This is a genomic window from Rhizobium sp. 11_C7_N12_5, from assembly GCF_051811145.1.
Lineage (GTDB): Bacteria > Pseudomonadota > Alphaproteobacteria > Rhizobiales > Rhizobiaceae > Rhizobium > Rhizobium lusitanum.
The window spans coordinates 360,548-375,709 of sequence record NZ_JBPWPY010000002.1; the positions used below are offsets into that span (position 1 = coordinate 360,548).

General features: G+C 60.4%; 13 protein-coding genes. 3 read left to right on the top strand and 10 right to left on the bottom strand.

Translation table 11 applies throughout. The features are described from left to right. Positions 1-164: 164 nt before the first annotated feature. The 7 genes from AB8B29_RS20820 to AB8B29_RS20850 all read right to left on the bottom strand — a co-directional run bounded on the left by AB8B29_RS20820 (position 165) and on the right by AB8B29_RS20850 (position 7,365). On the bottom strand, positions 165-1,550 hold the full coding sequence (locus AB8B29_RS20820) for an FGGY-family carbohydrate kinase (RefSeq protein WP_037192471.1): 1,386 nt from the start codon (positions 1,548-1,550) through the stop codon (positions 165-167). Further along, entirely contained in the window at positions 1,547-1,873 is a 327-nt protein-coding gene (gene rhaM, locus AB8B29_RS20825) for an L-rhamnose mutarotase (RefSeq protein ID WP_037192469.1), read from the bottom strand. Before rhaM ends, AB8B29_RS20820 begins: the two co-directional genes overlap by 4 nt. Beyond that, the gene (locus AB8B29_RS20830) at positions 1,870-2,883 is read right to left on the bottom strand and encodes an ABC transporter permease (protein ID WP_037192467.1); all 1,014 of its coding nucleotides are present in this window, start codon (positions 2,881-2,883) and stop codon (positions 1,870-1,872) included. Before AB8B29_RS20830 ends, rhaM begins: the two co-directional genes overlap by 4 nt. Continuing rightward, the gene (locus tag AB8B29_RS20835) at positions 2,880-3,884 is read right to left on the bottom strand and encodes an ABC transporter permease (RefSeq protein WP_037192465.1); all 1,005 of its coding nucleotides are present in this window, start codon (positions 3,882-3,884) and stop codon (positions 2,880-2,882) included. Before AB8B29_RS20835 ends, AB8B29_RS20830 begins: the two co-directional genes overlap by 4 nt. Positions 3,885-3,894: 10 nt before the next feature. Next, positions 3,895-5,430: a sugar ABC transporter ATP-binding protein gene (locus AB8B29_RS20840; protein ID WP_037193212.1), complete on the bottom strand. Its 1,536-nt coding sequence runs from the start codon at positions 5,428-5,430 to the stop codon at positions 3,895-3,897. A 73-nt stretch (positions 5,431-5,503) separates the two neighbouring features. Further along, positions 5,504-6,499 (bottom strand): rhamnose ABC transporter substrate-binding protein, encoded by a 996-nt coding sequence (gene rhaS, locus AB8B29_RS20845; protein WP_037192463.1) that lies wholly within the window; start codon positions 6,497-6,499, stop codon positions 5,504-5,506. A 53-nt stretch (positions 6,500-6,552) separates the two neighbouring features. After that, a complete protein-coding gene (locus AB8B29_RS20850) occupies positions 6,553-7,365 on the bottom strand; it encodes a DeoR/GlpR family DNA-binding transcription regulator (RefSeq protein ID WP_037192461.1) in 813 nt (270 codons plus the stop codon). A 208-nt stretch (positions 7,366-7,573) separates the two neighbouring features. Here AB8B29_RS20850 and AB8B29_RS20855 point away from each other — a divergent pair, with 208 nt between their 5' ends. Further along, complete coding sequence (locus AB8B29_RS20855) at positions 7,574-9,670, top strand: bifunctional rhamnulose-1-phosphate aldolase/short-chain dehydrogenase (protein WP_037192459.1); 2,097 nt, start codon at positions 7,574-7,576, stop codon at positions 9,668-9,670. 226 nt (positions 9,671-9,896) lie between these two features. Next, positions 9,897-11,189: an L-rhamnose catabolism isomerase gene (gene rhaI / locus AB8B29_RS20860; protein WP_037192457.1), complete on the top strand. Its 1,293-nt coding sequence runs from the start codon at positions 9,897-9,899 to the stop codon at positions 11,187-11,189. 5 nt (positions 11,190-11,194) lie between these two features. On the opposite strand, the gene AB8B29_RS20865 is transcribed toward rhaI, so the two are convergent. The 3 genes from AB8B29_RS20865 to ggt all read right to left on the bottom strand — a co-directional run bounded on the left by AB8B29_RS20865 (position 11,195) and on the right by ggt (position 13,542). Continuing rightward, positions 11,195-11,641, bottom strand: coding sequence for a type II toxin-antitoxin system VapC family toxin (locus AB8B29_RS20865; RefSeq protein WP_037192455.1), 447 nt, complete (start codon positions 11,639-11,641; stop codon positions 11,195-11,197). Further along, positions 11,641-11,886 carry a type II toxin-antitoxin system Phd/YefM family antitoxin gene (locus tag AB8B29_RS20870; protein WP_037192453.1) on the bottom strand — a complete coding sequence of 82 codons (246 nt, stop codon included), beginning with the start codon at positions 11,884-11,886 and terminating at the stop codon, positions 11,641-11,643. Before AB8B29_RS20870 ends, AB8B29_RS20865 begins: the two co-directional genes overlap by 1 nt. A gap of 66 nt (positions 11,887-11,952) precedes the next feature. Further along, the gene (gene ggt, locus AB8B29_RS20875; RefSeq protein WP_037193204.1) at positions 11,953-13,542 is read right to left on the bottom strand and encodes a gamma-glutamyltransferase; all 1,590 of its coding nucleotides are present in this window, start codon (positions 13,540-13,542) and stop codon (positions 11,953-11,955) included. Positions 13,543-13,939: 397 nt separating this feature from the next. Between ggt and AB8B29_RS20880 the strand changes: the two genes are divergently transcribed. Further along, positions 13,940-14,731, top strand: a complete 792-nt coding sequence (locus AB8B29_RS20880) for an HpcH/HpaI aldolase family protein (RefSeq protein WP_037192451.1) — start codon at positions 13,940-13,942, stop codon at positions 14,729-14,731. The last annotated feature ends 431 nt before the right edge of the window (positions 14,732-15,162 follow it).

Here is a 15,162-nt window from a genome sequence, read left to right on the forward strand (position 1 = left end):
ATTTTCTGTAGGAATATTGCGACGATTCCGCAAGAAAATAACCGTCGCGAAGACAATTTTAGCGACTTTTCGGAAATTTTCGGCGAGGGATGGTTGTTGTAGTCTTGCAGTCGGGGGTTGTTCCCAGTCCCGACCACCCGTCACTCGGCGCGGATTGACCAAACCTACCCGGCCAAAGCCTCGCGCCAGGTCTGCCGATAGCGAATCAAACCCGGCAGGTCGGTGTGGACTGGCGGATTTTCCGTCGCAGCCGGCGGTCGGATGCCGGTGAGCAAGGCCGCACCCTGGCTGGTCCCCGTCGAGCCCGCCACAGCGATGACGTCAGTCCTCGTCAGGGCGGACAGCGCGACGAGATAGGCGCGATTAAGGGCAAAAGGTCCCTCGACGAAGATCGGCCCCTTGGCGCCGATCAGGCCGAGGCAGGCTTCCGTCATCAGGGCAAGATAGAGGCTGACGGCTGCAAGACGTTCGGCATTGCTTGTTGAGGCATCCCCGATCCACTGCATCTTCCTGTCAGGGAACGGTCCCGATCCCTCAACAATGTTCGGCAGCAGCATGAGGCCATTTCCGATCACCGTCTCAAGAGCGACTTCGATCGCCTCGGGAGGTGCTTCGCCGATGTCTGCAGCCAAAATCTCGAACTCGCGGCCGCCCATGAAGCGGGACGAGGGCACGGCGCGGCCATAAGCGTCGACATTGGCAAGCGCATCGCGTGCCGGGTCGAGATGTTCGAGATCGCCGCCGACGGCGAAGTTGATCACCCAGGTTCCCGTCGACACCACGGCGAAAGGTGCCTCGTTCTCGACCAGATGCGGCAGTAGGGAAGCATTGGAATCATGGATGCCGCAATAGACCGGGGCCGGCGCCGCAAGGCCGATATCAGCTGCAAGTGCCGGCAGTACCGGCCCAAGCGCGTCGAAAGCCGAGCGAACCGGCGCCATCAAAGTGCGAATGCCAAGCGTATCGACCAGGGAAGAATAGGTTCCGGTCGTCGGGTTCCAGAGATCCGTGTGGCAGCCGAGCGAGGTCACCTCGCTGGCAGCGATGCCCGTCAGGCGATACGCCCAATATTGCGGATAGGTCAGGATCGTCGCGACGTGGGCGAAGTCTTCGGGAAAGACGCTTTTCTGATAGTGGATCTGCGCGCCGACATTCAGGCCACCGGAGAGGCTTGGCGAGAAGGTTTCCGTAAAGGCCGGGCGCAATTGCCCATAGGCGTCCTGTATGGCTTGCGGATAGGTGTGCTCATAATCGAGAACCGGCAAGGCAAGGCCGCCATCGACATCGAGCAGCACCGCCGAGGCTCCGTGGGTGGTGATCGATATGGCATCGAAGCCTGGCGTCGTTGCAAAGCCCTTCAGCGCACTGATGATGAAATCCCAAAGTCTCTCGATATCGTAATGCGGATAGAGGCCGGTCTTCAGCACGCCGTTGCTCGTTTTGACGACGGCGATTTCGCCCCCGGTCTCAGCATCGAGCACCACGACCTTGGCATTGGTCTTGCCGATGTCGATCACTGCGATATGGCGATAGGCTGATACGGCGGTCATGGCAGATGGAAGACCGTAACGAGATCGCTCTGAATCGGCGAATTGTCGGGATTGGTCGCCATGATATCGGCCATGTGCGCCCACCATTTCTTCATGATGGGATGGTCTGGCAGGCTCGCCATCGTGTGATCCTTCGGTCGCGTCAGCACGCCGAAGAGCGTGTTCGTCTCACGATCGAGATGGATGGAATAGTCGCTGGCGCCGGCCTCATGCAGCAGCACCACGAGTTCGGGCCAGATCTCGTCATGGCGTCTTTTGTATTCCGCCTCCATGCCGGGATTGAGCTTCATCTTGAAGGCGTGGCGTTCGAGAGCTGCGGTCATCTGGAACTCATGGTCTTGATGCGTCTTGCGACGATCGGCAGTGCGATGGTGATGATGAGAAGGAGGCCGATGAAGATCGACATGACGATGCCCGGGACGTTGAGCAGGCCGAGGCCGAAGGTGACGAGGCCCATGACGAAGGCGGCGATGACGACCCCGCCGATCGTGCCTGAGCCACCGAGGATCGAGACCCCGCCAAGCACAACCATGGTCACTACTTCGAGCTCCCAGCCGAGCGCGATCGACGGGCGGGTCGAGCCAAGCCGCGAGGTCAGGCACACTGCTGCGATGCCGCTCATGAGACCGGTCAGGAGAAACAGGATGAATTTGACCCGCTCGACAGGGATGCCGGAGAAGCGCGCGGCAAAATCATTGTTACCAATCGTATAGACTTGCCTGCCGAAATTCGTCGCATGCAGCAGGATCGCGAAGACGATCGCCAGCACGATGAAGAGAACGAATTCGAAGGAGAAGACCCAGACGACATAGCCCTGGCCGAAATAGGCGAAGCTGTCTGGGTAGTTGCCATAGGCCTGGTCGCCGAGAACGATGTAGGAGATGCCGCGGAAGAGGCTCATCGTGCCGATGGTGACGACGATCGACGGCAGCTTCATCCCGGAGACGAGGAAGCCGTTGAACAGGCCGCAGAGCAACCCGACCCCAAGCCCGATGGCGACGAGGCCGACAGTATCGACGCCGGCCTGCGCCGCAGCGCCCATGGCCGTCGAGGCGAGCGCGATGATGGCGGCGACCGAAAGGTCGATCTCACCGGCAATGACCAACAGCGCCATGGCAAAGGCGATCATCGCCTTTTCGGTGAAATTGAACGTCGCGTCAGAGAGATTGTAGGGATCGAGGAAATAGGGCGAGGCCAGCGAATTGAAGATGAAGATCGCGACTGCGACGCCGAACAGCAGCGTTTCCCAGCTTGCCAGAATGCGTTTGAGCGGTGTTCCCAACCGGTCCGGAATGGCGCGCTTTTCCGTCTTTGATTGAGAAACGGTGCTCATGCGCTTGCTCCATGGCTGGCGGTGTCCTTCGCCGCCTGATCCTGCAGGATGATACGGCCGCGATTGCGCTCGCGCCGGGCGTTGAAGACGACCGCAAGGATGATGACGGTGCCTGATATCGCCATCTGCGTGAACGGCGAAATGCCGATGACCGGAAGGGCGTTCTTGATGACGCCGAGGAAGAGAGCGCCGAGTACGGCGCCCGCCACCGAGCCGACGCCGCCGGCAATCGAAATGCCGCCGATGACGCAGGCCGCGACGCTGTCCAGTTCGAAGCCGCTGGCGATATCGACATAGGCGACCGCATAGCGCGACACCCAGAGATAGCCGCTGAGGCCGGCAAGCGACCCTGAGAGGACAAAGGCGAGGAAACGCGTCCAGCCGACGTCGATGCCGGCATAGACCGCCGCCACCGGATTGCCGCCGCTGGCATAGGTGGAGCGGCCGAACCGCGTGTAGCGCAGCACGAAATACATGATCAGCACGATGGCGATGCCGATCCAGGCGAGCACGGGCAGGCCGAGCAACGGTGTGCGCGGCACGCTGAGGAAATTCGGCGTGAACTGGTGGGCGTTGACCCAGGCGCCACCCGACAGCACGAAGGCCATGCCGCGATAGATGGTGAGTGTGCCGAGCGTGACGACGATCGGCGGGATCTCCAGCGCCCAGACGAGATAGCCGTTGATGGCGCCGAGAGCCGCGCCCATGACGATCGCCGTGATCACGAGGACGATCAGCGGCAGATCGGGATAGGCAGCGTTCAGCATCGCCACCGCCATGCCGGTAAAGGCAAGATTGGCGGCAACCGACAGATCTATCGATTTCGTCAGGATGACCGTCATCTGCGCCAAAGCGAGGATGATGAGGATCGACGTATCATTGAAGATATTGGCGAGATTGGCGGGCTCGGCAAAACCGGCCGCGCGTGTCGCGAAGCCCGCGATCATCACGGCAATGATGATGGCAAGCAGCGTTTCGCGTCTTTTGAGGATGCGTGGCATCCCGTCCTCCCTATGCGTTGCCCGTGGCGGCGCGCACCAGCGCTTCCGGTGTCAGCCCTTCGCGCTCGAACAGGCCGGCCGACAAGCCCTCTTTCATGACCAGCACGCGATCCGCCATGCCGATGATCTCTGGCAGCTCGGAGGAAATCATGATGATGCTGAGGCCTTCTGCCGCTAGTTCGCTGATGAAGCCGTGCACGGCCGCTTTCGAGCCGATGTCGATGCCTTTTGTCGGTTCGTCGAGAATGATGATCTTCGGCTGCGTCGCCAGCCACTTGCCGATGACCACCTTCTGCTGGTTGCCGCCGGAGAGCGTGCCGACCGGAACGGAAAGGGCTGCGGCGCGAAGATCGAGGCGCTCGGCATATTTGCGCGCCAGCGCGAATTCGTTGGCGGCCTTCAGGAAGCCCTTGCGCGAGGTGCGTCCGAGTGAGGGCAGCGACATGTTCTGATAGATCGGCATCGGCAGTGCCAGACCGTGGCGTCCGCGTTCTTCCGGCACATAGACGATACCGGCGCGAATGGCGTCCTGCGGCGAACGGACGTGGATTTCCTGCCCATTGAGCGTCAATCGTCCGGAAAGCGGTTTGGTAATGCCGAAAAGGGACTGACAGAGTTCGGAGCGTCCGGCTCCGATCAGGCCGTAGACGCCAAGGATCTCGCCGCGGCGGAGCTTGAAGGAGATGTCGCGAAATTCTGTGCGGTGGCAATAATTTGCGACGTCCAGCACCGTATCGCCAATCGTCACCGAGACTTTCGGGAAAGCGTCCTTGACGTCTCGGCCGACCATCATGCGGACGATCTCGTCCTGCGGCGTTTCCTTGAGCGTGCCGTGCCCGACGGCGCGGCCGTCACGGAAGACGGCGAAATTGTCGGCGATTTCATAGAGTTCGTCGAACTTGTGGCTGATGAACAATATGGCCTTACCCTTGGCCTTCAACCCCTCGACGATGCGGAAGAGATCGTCGATCTCCTTGCGGGAAAGGGCGGCGGTGGGCTCGTCCATGATGACGATGCGGGCATCGATCGAGAGTGCGCGCGCGATCGCGACGAGGTGGCGCTGCGCGATGGAAAGATCTTTCAGACGGGTGGAGGGATCGATGGCGCTTTCCAGCGATTCCAGCAGTTGCCTGGAGCGGCTGTTCATCGTCTTCCAGTCGATGGTGCGCCAGGACGTGCGCGGCGCATGTCCGAGAAAGATGTTCTCGGCAACCGTCAGTTCGTCGAAGAGCACGGTCTCCTGATGAATGGCGGTAACGCCGGCATCGATGGCGGCCTGGGCATTGACAAAGGTCGTCGGCTCGCCGTCGATGAGGATCTCGCCTTCGTTCGGGCGGTAGATCCCCGTCAGGATCTTGACGAGGGTCGATTTGCCGGCGCCGTTTTCGCCGATCAGGGCGGTGACCTTGCCGGGGTAGAGAGAAATGCTGACGCCATCCAGCGCTTTGACGCCCGGGAAGATCTGAGAAATGCCGCGCATTTCCAGGATGGCCTGACTGTTCGCGGCTGGTGTGTCCGCTAGGGATCGTTGAAGGACTGTGGTCATCAGCAATGTACCGGATCAATGAAACCAGGTCCGGCGGCTGACGCCGCCGGAGAGCTGCGGATAAGATCTTCGATCAGAAAACCTTGGAGAACTGATCGATATTCGTGGCGTTGTAGACGAACGGATCGGCCATGGCGGCTTCGCCGTTTTCGCCAACCTTGATCTTGCCCATGCGACCGGCATTGATCTCGCTGCCCGGCTTGCCGTCGGTCTCACCCTTGACGAGGCGGTAAGCGATCTGCGTTGCCGAATAACCAAGGTCGATCGGGTTCCAGATCGCGAATTCCTTCGTCGCGCCCGACTTGATGGCGCCGGCCATTTCCGACGGCAGGCCGAGACCGGTCACGTAGACCTTGCCGATCTTGCCGGCATCCTTGACGGCCTGTGACGCGGCCAGCACGCCGACGGTGGTCGGAGCGACGATGACCTTGACTTCCGGATGCGAGGTCAGGAGGCCCTGGGCTTCGCGATAGCTCTTGTCCGAAAGGTCGTCGCCGTAAACAGTGGTTACCAGGTTAAGGCCCGGGAAGTCCTTGAGCTGCTTCTTCATCTCGCCGATCCAGATGTTCTGGTTGGTCGAGGTCGTCGTGGCCGACAGGATGGCGAAGTCGCCCTTGCCGCCGTCAAGATGATCCTTGGCGAGCGTCAGGCACATCTTGCCGATCAGCGCGTTCGAAGAGGGGTTCAGCTGCAGGATGCGGCCGGCCGGCGCGACGCCGGAATCCCAGGAGATGACCTTGATGCCGCGTTGTGTTGCCTTCTTCAGGGCAGGGACGACAGCGTCCGGATCGTTGGCGGAAATGGCGATCGCATCGACACCCTGCGCGATCAGCGAGTTGATCACTTCGATCTGGCCTTCGGCCGTGGTCGAGGTCGGGCCGGTGTAGATCACCTGCACGCCGCCGAGGTCCTTGGCTGCTTCCTGGGCGCCCTTGTTGGCGGCCTCGAAGAAGCCGTTGCCCAGCGACTTCACCACAAGACCGATCTTGATGTCTTTCGCGCTTGCCGTGCCGGCCATCAATGCCGCAGCGAGTGCGACGCCGATCGCCAGTTTCTTTGCTATGTTCATGTTTCTTCCTCCCAAGTTGATAGGCCATGCTCACCCCGCCACAGCCGCGTCCCTTATGCGACCGACGGGGAATCTTCCTCCTCGGCCTCAGCCGAAACGCTTGTAATAATCAGCGATACGCCTGCATCCTCGATCATCCGCACGGTGTCTGCCGAAATGCCGTCATCGGTGATGATCGTCGTTACTTGCTCGAGCGGGCAAAGGATCAGGCTGGAGCGCTGACGGAATTTGCTCGAATCGACCATGAGGATGAGTTCGTCGGCCTGGCGCATCAGCTTCTGCTCGCTCTGGATCAGCAGCCCGTCGGCCTCCATGATGCCGAGCGGGCCGACGCCCTGCGCGCCGATGAACATGCGTCGTGCGTAGAAATTGCGTGTCGTGTCGTTGTCGAAGGGCGAGAGAATCAGGCTCTGCTCGCGATAGATCGCGCCGCCCGGAACCGTCACCGTATTTTTCGAATGCTTGACCAGATGTTCGGCGATGGCGAAGGAATTGGTCATCACCTGCAGCCGGAAACCCGAAATGTAATGCACCAGCTGAAAGGTGGTCGTGCCGCCATTGATGATGATGGCGTCGCCCGGATTGCACAATTCAGCGGCCTTGCGCGCAATTGCGCGTTTCTTATCGATATTGACCGCTTCTGAGACACGGAAGGGGCGGCCGGCCAGATTGCCGAGCTGCGGAGGGTGGATCGATTCTGCGCCACCACGGACGCGGCGGATCTTCCCTTGGACATGCAGGGCTGCGATATCACGGCGTATCGTCGCTTCCGAAGCTTCTGTCAGCTCGGAAATATCCTGAATGGTCACCACAGGCTTTTCCTGTACGGCGCTCAGAATAATGCGATGGCGTTCACGTTCGTGCATCGGCTCCTCCTTGTTGGCGGTTATTTCGCAAATATGACAAAGTGTCAATCATAAACGATCATAAACTTTCATATTGCATCGCAGCATTATCGAATATGATCGTTTTCGATTGACAAGGTGACTGTGTGTGAGCGATACCCTGCTCACAAAGAGTGGTACCTGCATGTTCCGGTTCCGCTTGCAAGACTTGATTTCAAGGGAGGATGACATGGCGGCTGACGTTCAGCTTCTGAAGAACCGTTGGGATGATGCATATGCGGCCGGCCTCGATGAGCCGGGCAAACTGCTTTACCGGTCCAACCTGCTTGGCGCCGACAAGCGTATCACCAACTACGGTGGCGGCAACACGTCGGCCAAGGTCATGGAAACCGATCCGCTGACCGGCGAGAAGGTGAGGGTTCTCTGGGTCAAGGGCTCCGGCGGTGATGTCGGCACCATCAAGCTCGATGGGTTTGCCACGCTCTACCAGCAAAAGCTCGATAGTCTGAAGGCCATCTATCAAGGCGTCGCCGATGAGGATCGCATGGTCGGCTTCCTGCCGCATTGCACCTTCAATCTCAATGCGCGCGCTGCCTCCATCGATACGCCGCTGCATGGCTTCGTGCCGTTCACCCATGTCGACCACATGCACCCCGATGCCATCATCGCCATCGCCGCCTCGAAGAATTCGCGCGAACTGACACGGGAGATCTTCGGCGAGGAGATCGGCTGGCTGCCATGGCGCCGTCCCGGCTTCCAGCTCGGCCTCGATCTCGAAGCCTTCGTCAAGGCGCATCCGAATGCCAAGGGCGTCGTGCTCGAAAGCCACGGCCTGTTCACCTGGGACAATGACGCCAAAGCCTGCTACGAGCTGACGCTTCAGATCATCAACAAGGCCATCGAATGGTTTGCCGCCAAGACCGAAGGGAAGACGATCTTCGGCGGTGCGGCCGTCCAGAGCCTGCCACAGGCCGAACGGCGTGCGATCGCTGCGCGGCTGATGCCGGAAATTCGCGGCCGGATCGGCAAGGCGGAGCGTAAGCTCGGCGACTTCGACGATCAGGCTGCCGTGCTCGAATTCGTCAACTCCAGGAATTTGCGGCCGCTCGGTGCGCTCGGCACGAGCTGCCCGGACCATTTCCTGCGCACGAAGATCCGCCCGCTGATCGTCGATTTCGATCCGGCCAAGCCCGATGTCGATGCCGTTATCGCCGGTCTCGACAAGGCGCTGGAAGACTACCGCGCCGATTACGCCCGCTATTACAACGACTGCAAGCACGACAACTCGCCCGCCATGCGTGATCCCAATCCGGTGATCTTCCTGGTGCCGGGCGTCGGCCTGCTGTCCTTTGCCCGTGACAAGGCGACCGCCCGTATCGCCGGCGAATTCTATGTCAACGCCATCAACGTCATGCGCGGCGCCTCCACCGTGTCCGAATATCAGGGCCTGCCGGAGCAGGAAGCTTTCGATATCGAATACTGGCTGCTGGAAGAGGCAAAGCTGCAGCGCATGCCGAAGCCGAAGAGCCTTGCCGGCAAGGTTGCCTTCGTCACCGGCGGTGCCGGCGGTATCGGTCGCGCCACGGCGGCGCGTCTGGCCGGCGAGGGCGCCTGCGTGGTGCTGGCGGATATCGATCACGCGGCACTTGAGGGGACGCACGAGGATTTCGCCAAGAAATTCGGTGCCGATACGGTGCGCAGCGTCAAGCTCGATGTCACCAAGGAAGACGCTGTCATTTCCTCCTTTGCCGAGGCCTGCGTCGAATTCGGCGGCATCGACATTCTGGTATCCAACGCCGGCATCGCCTCCTCGGCGCCGATCGAAACCACCGAGCTTTCGATGTGGAACCGTAATATCGACATCCTCGCGACAGGCTACTTCCTCGTTTCACGGGAGGCTTTCCGGCTGTTCCGTCGGCAGAACCTCGGCGGCAATGTCGTGTTCGTCGCCTCGAAGAATGGCCTTGCTTCATCGCCGAATGCGGCGGCCTATTGCACGGCCAAGGCCGCCGAGATCCATCTCGCACGTTGCCTGGCGCTGGAAGGTGCCGAAGCCGGCATTCGCGTCAACACGGTCAACCCGGATGCCGTCCTGCGCGGTTCGAAGATCTGGAACGGCGAATGGCGCGAACAGCGGGCGGCCTCTTCGAAGATCGAGGTGGACGAACTCGAGGAACATTACCGCAAGCGCTCGATGCTGAAGCTCAACGTCTTTCCGGAGGACATTGCCGAGGCGATCTACTTCCTGGCTTCGGACCTTTCCGCCAAGTCGACAGGCAATATCATCAACGTCGACGCCGGCAACGCGCAAAGCTTCACGCGGTGATGGATACGCTCTCCCTTCTCCCCGACGGGGAGAAGGTGGCCCGAAGGGTCGGATGAGGGGGCGCGGCAAAACGCAGTTTTATCTTTCGCTGGTGCTCAAGATACTCGTCGCCACGCTCCTTGTCCCCCTCATCTGCCCGTTGGGCATCTTCTCCCCGCTGGGGAGAAGAGGAGGCCGCACGATCGAAACGCTGTAACATTTCGAATGACGTATCTGGGAGGAAAGAATGGCCGAGTTTAGAATTGCGCCTGATCTGGTCGCTGCCGAAAACGACAAGCGCGCCGCTGCGCTCAAATCCGATTACGAGGCGCTGGGCGCCACACTCGCCCGCCGTGGCGTCGATATCGAAACCGTGACGACGAAGGTCTCGGAATTCTTCGTCGCCGTCCCGTCCTGGGGTGTCGGCACCGGCGGCACGCGCTTTGCCCGCTTCCCTGGCACCGGCGAGCCACGCGGCATTTTCGACAAGCTCGACGATTGCGCCGTCATTCAGCAATTGACGCGCGCAACGCCCAAGGTCTCGCTGCATATCCCTTGGGACAAGGCGGATCCCCGCGAATTGAAGGCGAAGGGCGATGCGCTCGGCCTCGGCTTCGATGCCATGAATTCCAACACTTTCTCCGATGCGCCCGGCCAGGCGCATTCCTATAAGTTCGGTTCGCTCAGCCATGTCGATGCCGCAACCCGCGCCCAGGCCGTCGAGCACAACATCGAATGTATCGAGATCGGCAAGGCGATCGGCTCGAAGGCGCTGACCGTCTGGATCGGCGACGGTTCGAACTTTCCCGGACAGAGCAATTTCACGAGGGCATTCGAGCGCTATCTCGCGTCCATGGCGGATATCTACAAGGCGCTGCCTGATGACTGGCGGTTGTTTTCCGAACACAAGATGTACGAGCCGGCCTTCTATTCCACGATCGTGCAGGATTGGGGCACCAACTACCTGATCGCGCAGACACTGGGCCCGAAAGCCCACTGCCTTGTCGACCTCGGCCATCACGCGCCGAACACCAACATCGAAATGATCGTCGCGCGCCTCATTCAGTTCGGCAAGCTTGGCGGCTTCCACTTCAACGATTCCAAATATGGCGATGACGATCTCGACGCCGGCGCCATCGAGCCCTACCGCCTGTTCCTCGTCTTCAACGAGTTGGTCGATGCCGAACGGCGCGGCGTCAACGATTTCAATCCGGCGCACATGATCGACCAATCGCACAATGTCACCGATCCGATCGAGAGCCTGATTTCCAGCGCCAACGAGATCCGCCGCGCTTATGCGCAGGCGCTGATCGTCGACCGAAATGCGCTGGCGGACTATCAGGATGCCAACGACGCGCTGATGGCGTCGGAAACGCTGAAGCGCGCCTATCGCGCCGATGTCGAGCCGATCCTCGCCGAAGCCCGCCGTCGCGCCGGCGGCGCCATCGATCCCGTCGCGACCTACAGGGCAAGCGGCTATCGCCGCAAGGTTGCCGGCGAACGACCGACCTCGGTTGGCGGCAGCGGCGGGATTATCTGAGGACCTTATAGTTCCGGTGGATTGGCGAACGGATCGAGCGAGCGAACATCCATTAACTCGAAGTGTCTCAGGTTCCGGGTGAGAACCGTGTAATCATGCCGCAGCGCCGTTGCGGCGATGGCTGCATCTTCGAACCCAGGGTTTCCGCCACGCCCGACCGCTTGGTCGAACAGGCGACCGGCGATGCGGGCCGTTGCCGCGTCGAACGCCAGGATACGTTCGCCATAGAGATGGAGGACGAGCGCGAGCCATTCGCCAAGCAGACTGGCTTTCTGGCTGGCACCTGTTCGATGGGCCTTCGCGATCCCAGTTTCTATTTCAGCGACGGTTATCGCGGATAGGAAAAGCCGATCGGCATGGGCCGCAACCCATGCCCGAACCGTTTGTGACAGTAAATCTTGCGCACGCAGCGGCGATGTCGCGGAAATGATGTTCGTATCCAGAAGATACATCAGATATCGTTATCGCGCAGCAGTCGGCCCGGCTTGCGCACGGGCAGGTCGTCATCTTCCAGCGGTGCATTGGTTAGCAACCAACCAAAGGACGGAACCTGCTTCAGCTTTTGATATTCGTCATAGGAAATGATGACGGCGGTGCGTTCGCCATGGCGGGTGATGACGGCCGCATTGCCGCTGAGAGCGTCATCGACAACGGCGGAAAGTGTTGCCTTCGCATCCTTCAACTGAATTTCTCTCATAGGTCACCTATATGACTAGTGTAGTCATAATATAGGCCCCACCTCTTGCTCCGTCAATATTCGAAGTCAATAGCCAAGCGCGATGCCATCCTTGCGGTGGTCGGATCCGCCGAGCAGGATGCCGCGCTCGTGATCGATCATGATCGCTTGCGCACCGCCGATCGGCTCGTCCGCCCATTCGACGACATGGCCGCGGCGTTCGAGATTTCGCTTGGTTTCTTCCGATATCGTCGGCTCCAGCGACAGCTTGCCGCCGAAGCAGAAGCTGCGTGGCTGGTCGCTTGCCTGCTGCGGATCGAGATCGCGGTCGAGGATCTGGGTCAGCATATGGGCATGGCCAGCCGCCTGATATTGCCCGCCCATGATGCCGAAGCTCATGAGCACCTTGCCGTTTTCCATCAGCATCGCCGGGATGATCGTGTGGAAGGGCAGTTTGCCGGGGCCGATGGCGTTTGGATGGCCCTGCTTGACGACGAAGCCGGCGCCGCGGTTTTGCAGCAGGACACCCGAGCGCGGGGCATAGATGCCGCTGCCGAAGGCCATGAAGACCGAATTGATCAGTGAAATGGTGTTGCCATCGCGATCGACGACGGAGACGTAGACGGTGTCGCGATGCGTCGGCCCATCCCAGATTTTGGCATCGGCGGCGCGCTCGAGGCTGATCTTTGCCCGCATGGCCGCGACCGAGTGCTCCGACAGCAGTTCGTCTATGTCGAAGGTCAGATAATCGGGATCGCAGATCAGTTGATCGCGCATGGCATAGCCCGCCTTGGTCGCTTCGGCATGCAGGTGGATGCGATCGGCTTCGGAAAGCTTCGGGTCGCGAAGATCGAAACCGTCGAGGATGCGGGTGATCAGCAACGCCGCAAGGCCCTGACCGTTCGGAGGGCATTCCAGAAGATCGCGGCCGCGGAACTTGCCGGAGATCGGCTTGGTCTCGAACGCCTTGTAGTCGGCGAAATCGCTTTCCTCGTGCAGGCCGCCCAGCGATTTCAGAAGCGCGGTGATCTCCTCGGCCACCGGGCCGCGATAGAAGGCGTTGCGGCCATCCCTGGCGATGGCCTTCAGCGTCGCGGCGAGGGCGGGATTGGTGACGCGTTCACCCGTTCTCGGCGCCCGGCCGTTCGGCAGGAAGTAGGCGGCCGAATCCTGATATTTGGCGACGCGGTCGCTGTAACGATGCCAGTCGAGTTCGACACGCGGCGTGATGCAATAGCCGTCTTCCGCGGCGGCGATGGCCGGAGCCAGTACGCGGCCCATATCCAGCCTGCCGTAGGTGCCGATCAGCCGGCACCATGCATCGATCGCGCCGGGAATGGTGACGGCATGTGGGCTGTCGTCGGGAATGGCGGTGAAGCCCTGTTCGAGGAAATAGTCGAGTTTTGCCTTTTGTGGCGCGCGGCCGGAGCCGTTGAGCGCGACCGGCATGCCGCCGGCGGCACTATAGAGGGCGAAGCAGTCGCCGCCGATGCCGGTCATGTGGGGATCGATGACCGACTGCAGCGCGACCGCAGCGACCGCGGCGTCGACGGCATTGCCGCCGGCACGCAGGATGTCGACGGCGGCGAGTGTTGCCAGCGGATGGGAGGTGGCGGCCATGCCCTTGTCCGAAACGGTGACCGAACGGCCGGGCTTGAAAAAGTCTCGCTGCTGCATGTCGTCGACGTCCTCTGTCTGCCTTGTGTGCATCCGCGCGCATGGCGCGGCGTCGATAGTGTTTTACGGTGTTTTTTCCGTCATGGAAGCCATGGCCTTGCCGCGTTGTGATTTTCAAACATCTTGTCATCAACCGATCGTGCTATCGGCCAGCCAAGCAGCGAAAATATCCGGATATTTGTCATGTTCATCTGTCAGGTTCGGGATGAAGCGGCCCGCCGTGCGGTGGCAATCACGCTAGGGTCGGCTTTTTTGACGCGCTTGCGTCGGATGGTCACTTTCGAGTGGCCCGGGCGTCGGAATTGAGTATTGTCGGCGGTAGTGGCGGCCTTGATTTGATTGTCGAAGGCCATCTCGAAAGATAGGGCTTGCGCTCGATTAGGTGAGGAAAATCAATATGACGACTGACATTAACGGCTTTGCCGGGCGCCTGAAGCGTCGCGAGAATGGCGGTATGATCTCTGCCTGGATCGGCACACCCGACCCGCTGTTCGTCAATCACCTGGCGCAGGAAGACTTCGATACCGTTGTGCTGGATATGCAGCATGGCATGTGGGACATGGCGTCGGCCGCCAACGGCATTGCGCATGTAAGGCTCGCCGGCAAGCCGGCGATCGCCCGCATCCCGGTCGGCGATTTCGCCTCCGCCTCGCGGCTTCTGGATGCGGGTGCCTCCGCCATCATCGCGCCGATGATCAATTCCGCCGATGACGCTCGCGCTCTGGTGAAGGCGACGAAATATCCGCCGCTCGGCGAGCGTAGCTGGGGGCCTTCGCTTGCGCTCAATCATTTCGGCATTTCAGCGGAAGACTATCTGCAGAGCGCCAATAGTCTGACCGTCACCATCGCTATGGTGGAAACCCGCATGGCGCTCGACGCCATCGACGAGATACTTGCTGTCGATGGTATCGATGGCATTTTTGTCGGCCCATCCGATCTTTCCATCGCGCTTTCGAACGGTGCGCGATTGGCGCCGGAAAGTGCGGCGATCGATCAGGCGCTGTCGACGGTGCTTGCACGTTGCCGCGCCCATGGCAAGGTGATCTGCGCCTTCGGCGGCGATGGCGATCGCGCCGGGCAATATCTGAAACTTGGCCTCGATCTGGTCATCGCCGGCGCGGAAACGGCGCAGTTGCGGGCCGGTGCCCGCACGGCCATTCAGACTGCACGAAAAATCGCTAGTTCATAAACGATTGGGTAGCAAAGAGGCTGCCCGGGAGCACTTCCGGGCATGCCATTGCCACTATCTGCGATGTCGATCCGCAGTTTCGGATCCGCCGATATCGGCCCAAACGGCAGATCCGGAGAATCCGGTCAGCGAGCTCGGGCTGCGAACGATGGGTTTTGTTAGTTTACGAGCTTTACGTAGCAGGGCCTATAAGTCTCCAAACCACAACCGCCACCGACGGCTTGTGCCGGCGTGATCGTGTTTTGGATGGCGATCGCTGCAAGCGCGACGGCAATGATTGTCAAAACAGTTTTGGTATATTTGTCCATGAGCTATTCTTTCAAAAGTAGCGAGCAATGATTTGCACTTTAAAATTGCTTTTATGAATGTCAATTACAAAAAGTTGCATTAAGCAATTTGCTGTCGAGCATATGCGCCGGCGGGGCCTGCTG

Excerpts from the sequence above, each read along its gene's own strand:
- AB8B29_RS20820 (WP_037192471.1), bottom strand. The coding sequence starts at position 1,550 with ATGACCGCCGTATCAGCCTATCGCCATATCGCAGTGATCGACATCGGC.
- rhaM (WP_037192469.1), bottom strand. The coding sequence starts at position 1,873 with ATGACCGCAGCTCTCGAACGCCACGCCTTCAAGATGAAGCTCAATCCC.
- AB8B29_RS20830 (WP_037192467.1), bottom strand. The coding sequence starts at position 2,883 with ATGAGCACCGTTTCTCAATCAAAGACGGAAAAGCGCGCCATTCCGGAC.
- AB8B29_RS20835 (WP_037192465.1), bottom strand. The coding sequence starts at position 3,884 with ATGCCACGCATCCTCAAAAGACGCGAAACGCTGCTTGCCATCATCATT.
- AB8B29_RS20840 (WP_037193212.1), bottom strand. The coding sequence starts at position 5,430 with ATGACCACAGTCCTTCAACGATCCCTAGCGGACACACCAGCCGCGAAC.
- rhaS (WP_037192463.1), bottom strand. The coding sequence starts at position 6,499 with ATGAACATAGCAAAGAAACTGGCGATCGGCGTCGCACTCGCTGCGGCA.
- AB8B29_RS20850 (WP_037192461.1), bottom strand. The coding sequence starts at position 7,365 with ATGCACGAACGTGAACGCCATCGCATTATTCTGAGCGCCGTACAGGAA.
- AB8B29_RS20855 (WP_037192459.1), top strand. The coding sequence starts at position 7,574 with ATGGCGGCTGACGTTCAGCTTCTGAAGAACCGTTGGGATGATGCATAT.
- rhaI (WP_037192457.1), top strand. The coding sequence starts at position 9,897 with ATGGCCGAGTTTAGAATTGCGCCTGATCTGGTCGCTGCCGAAAACGAC.
- AB8B29_RS20865 (WP_037192455.1), bottom strand. The coding sequence starts at position 11,641 with ATGTATCTTCTGGATACGAACATCATTTCCGCGACATCGCCGCTGCGT.
- AB8B29_RS20870 (WP_037192453.1), bottom strand. The coding sequence starts at position 11,886 with ATGAGAGAAATTCAGTTGAAGGATGCGAAGGCAACACTTTCCGCCGTT.
- ggt (WP_037193204.1), bottom strand. The coding sequence starts at position 13,542 with ATGCAGCAGCGAGACTTTTTCAAGCCCGGCCGTTCGGTCACCGTTTCG.
- AB8B29_RS20880 (WP_037192451.1), top strand. The coding sequence starts at position 13,940 with ATGACGACTGACATTAACGGCTTTGCCGGGCGCCTGAAGCGTCGCGAG.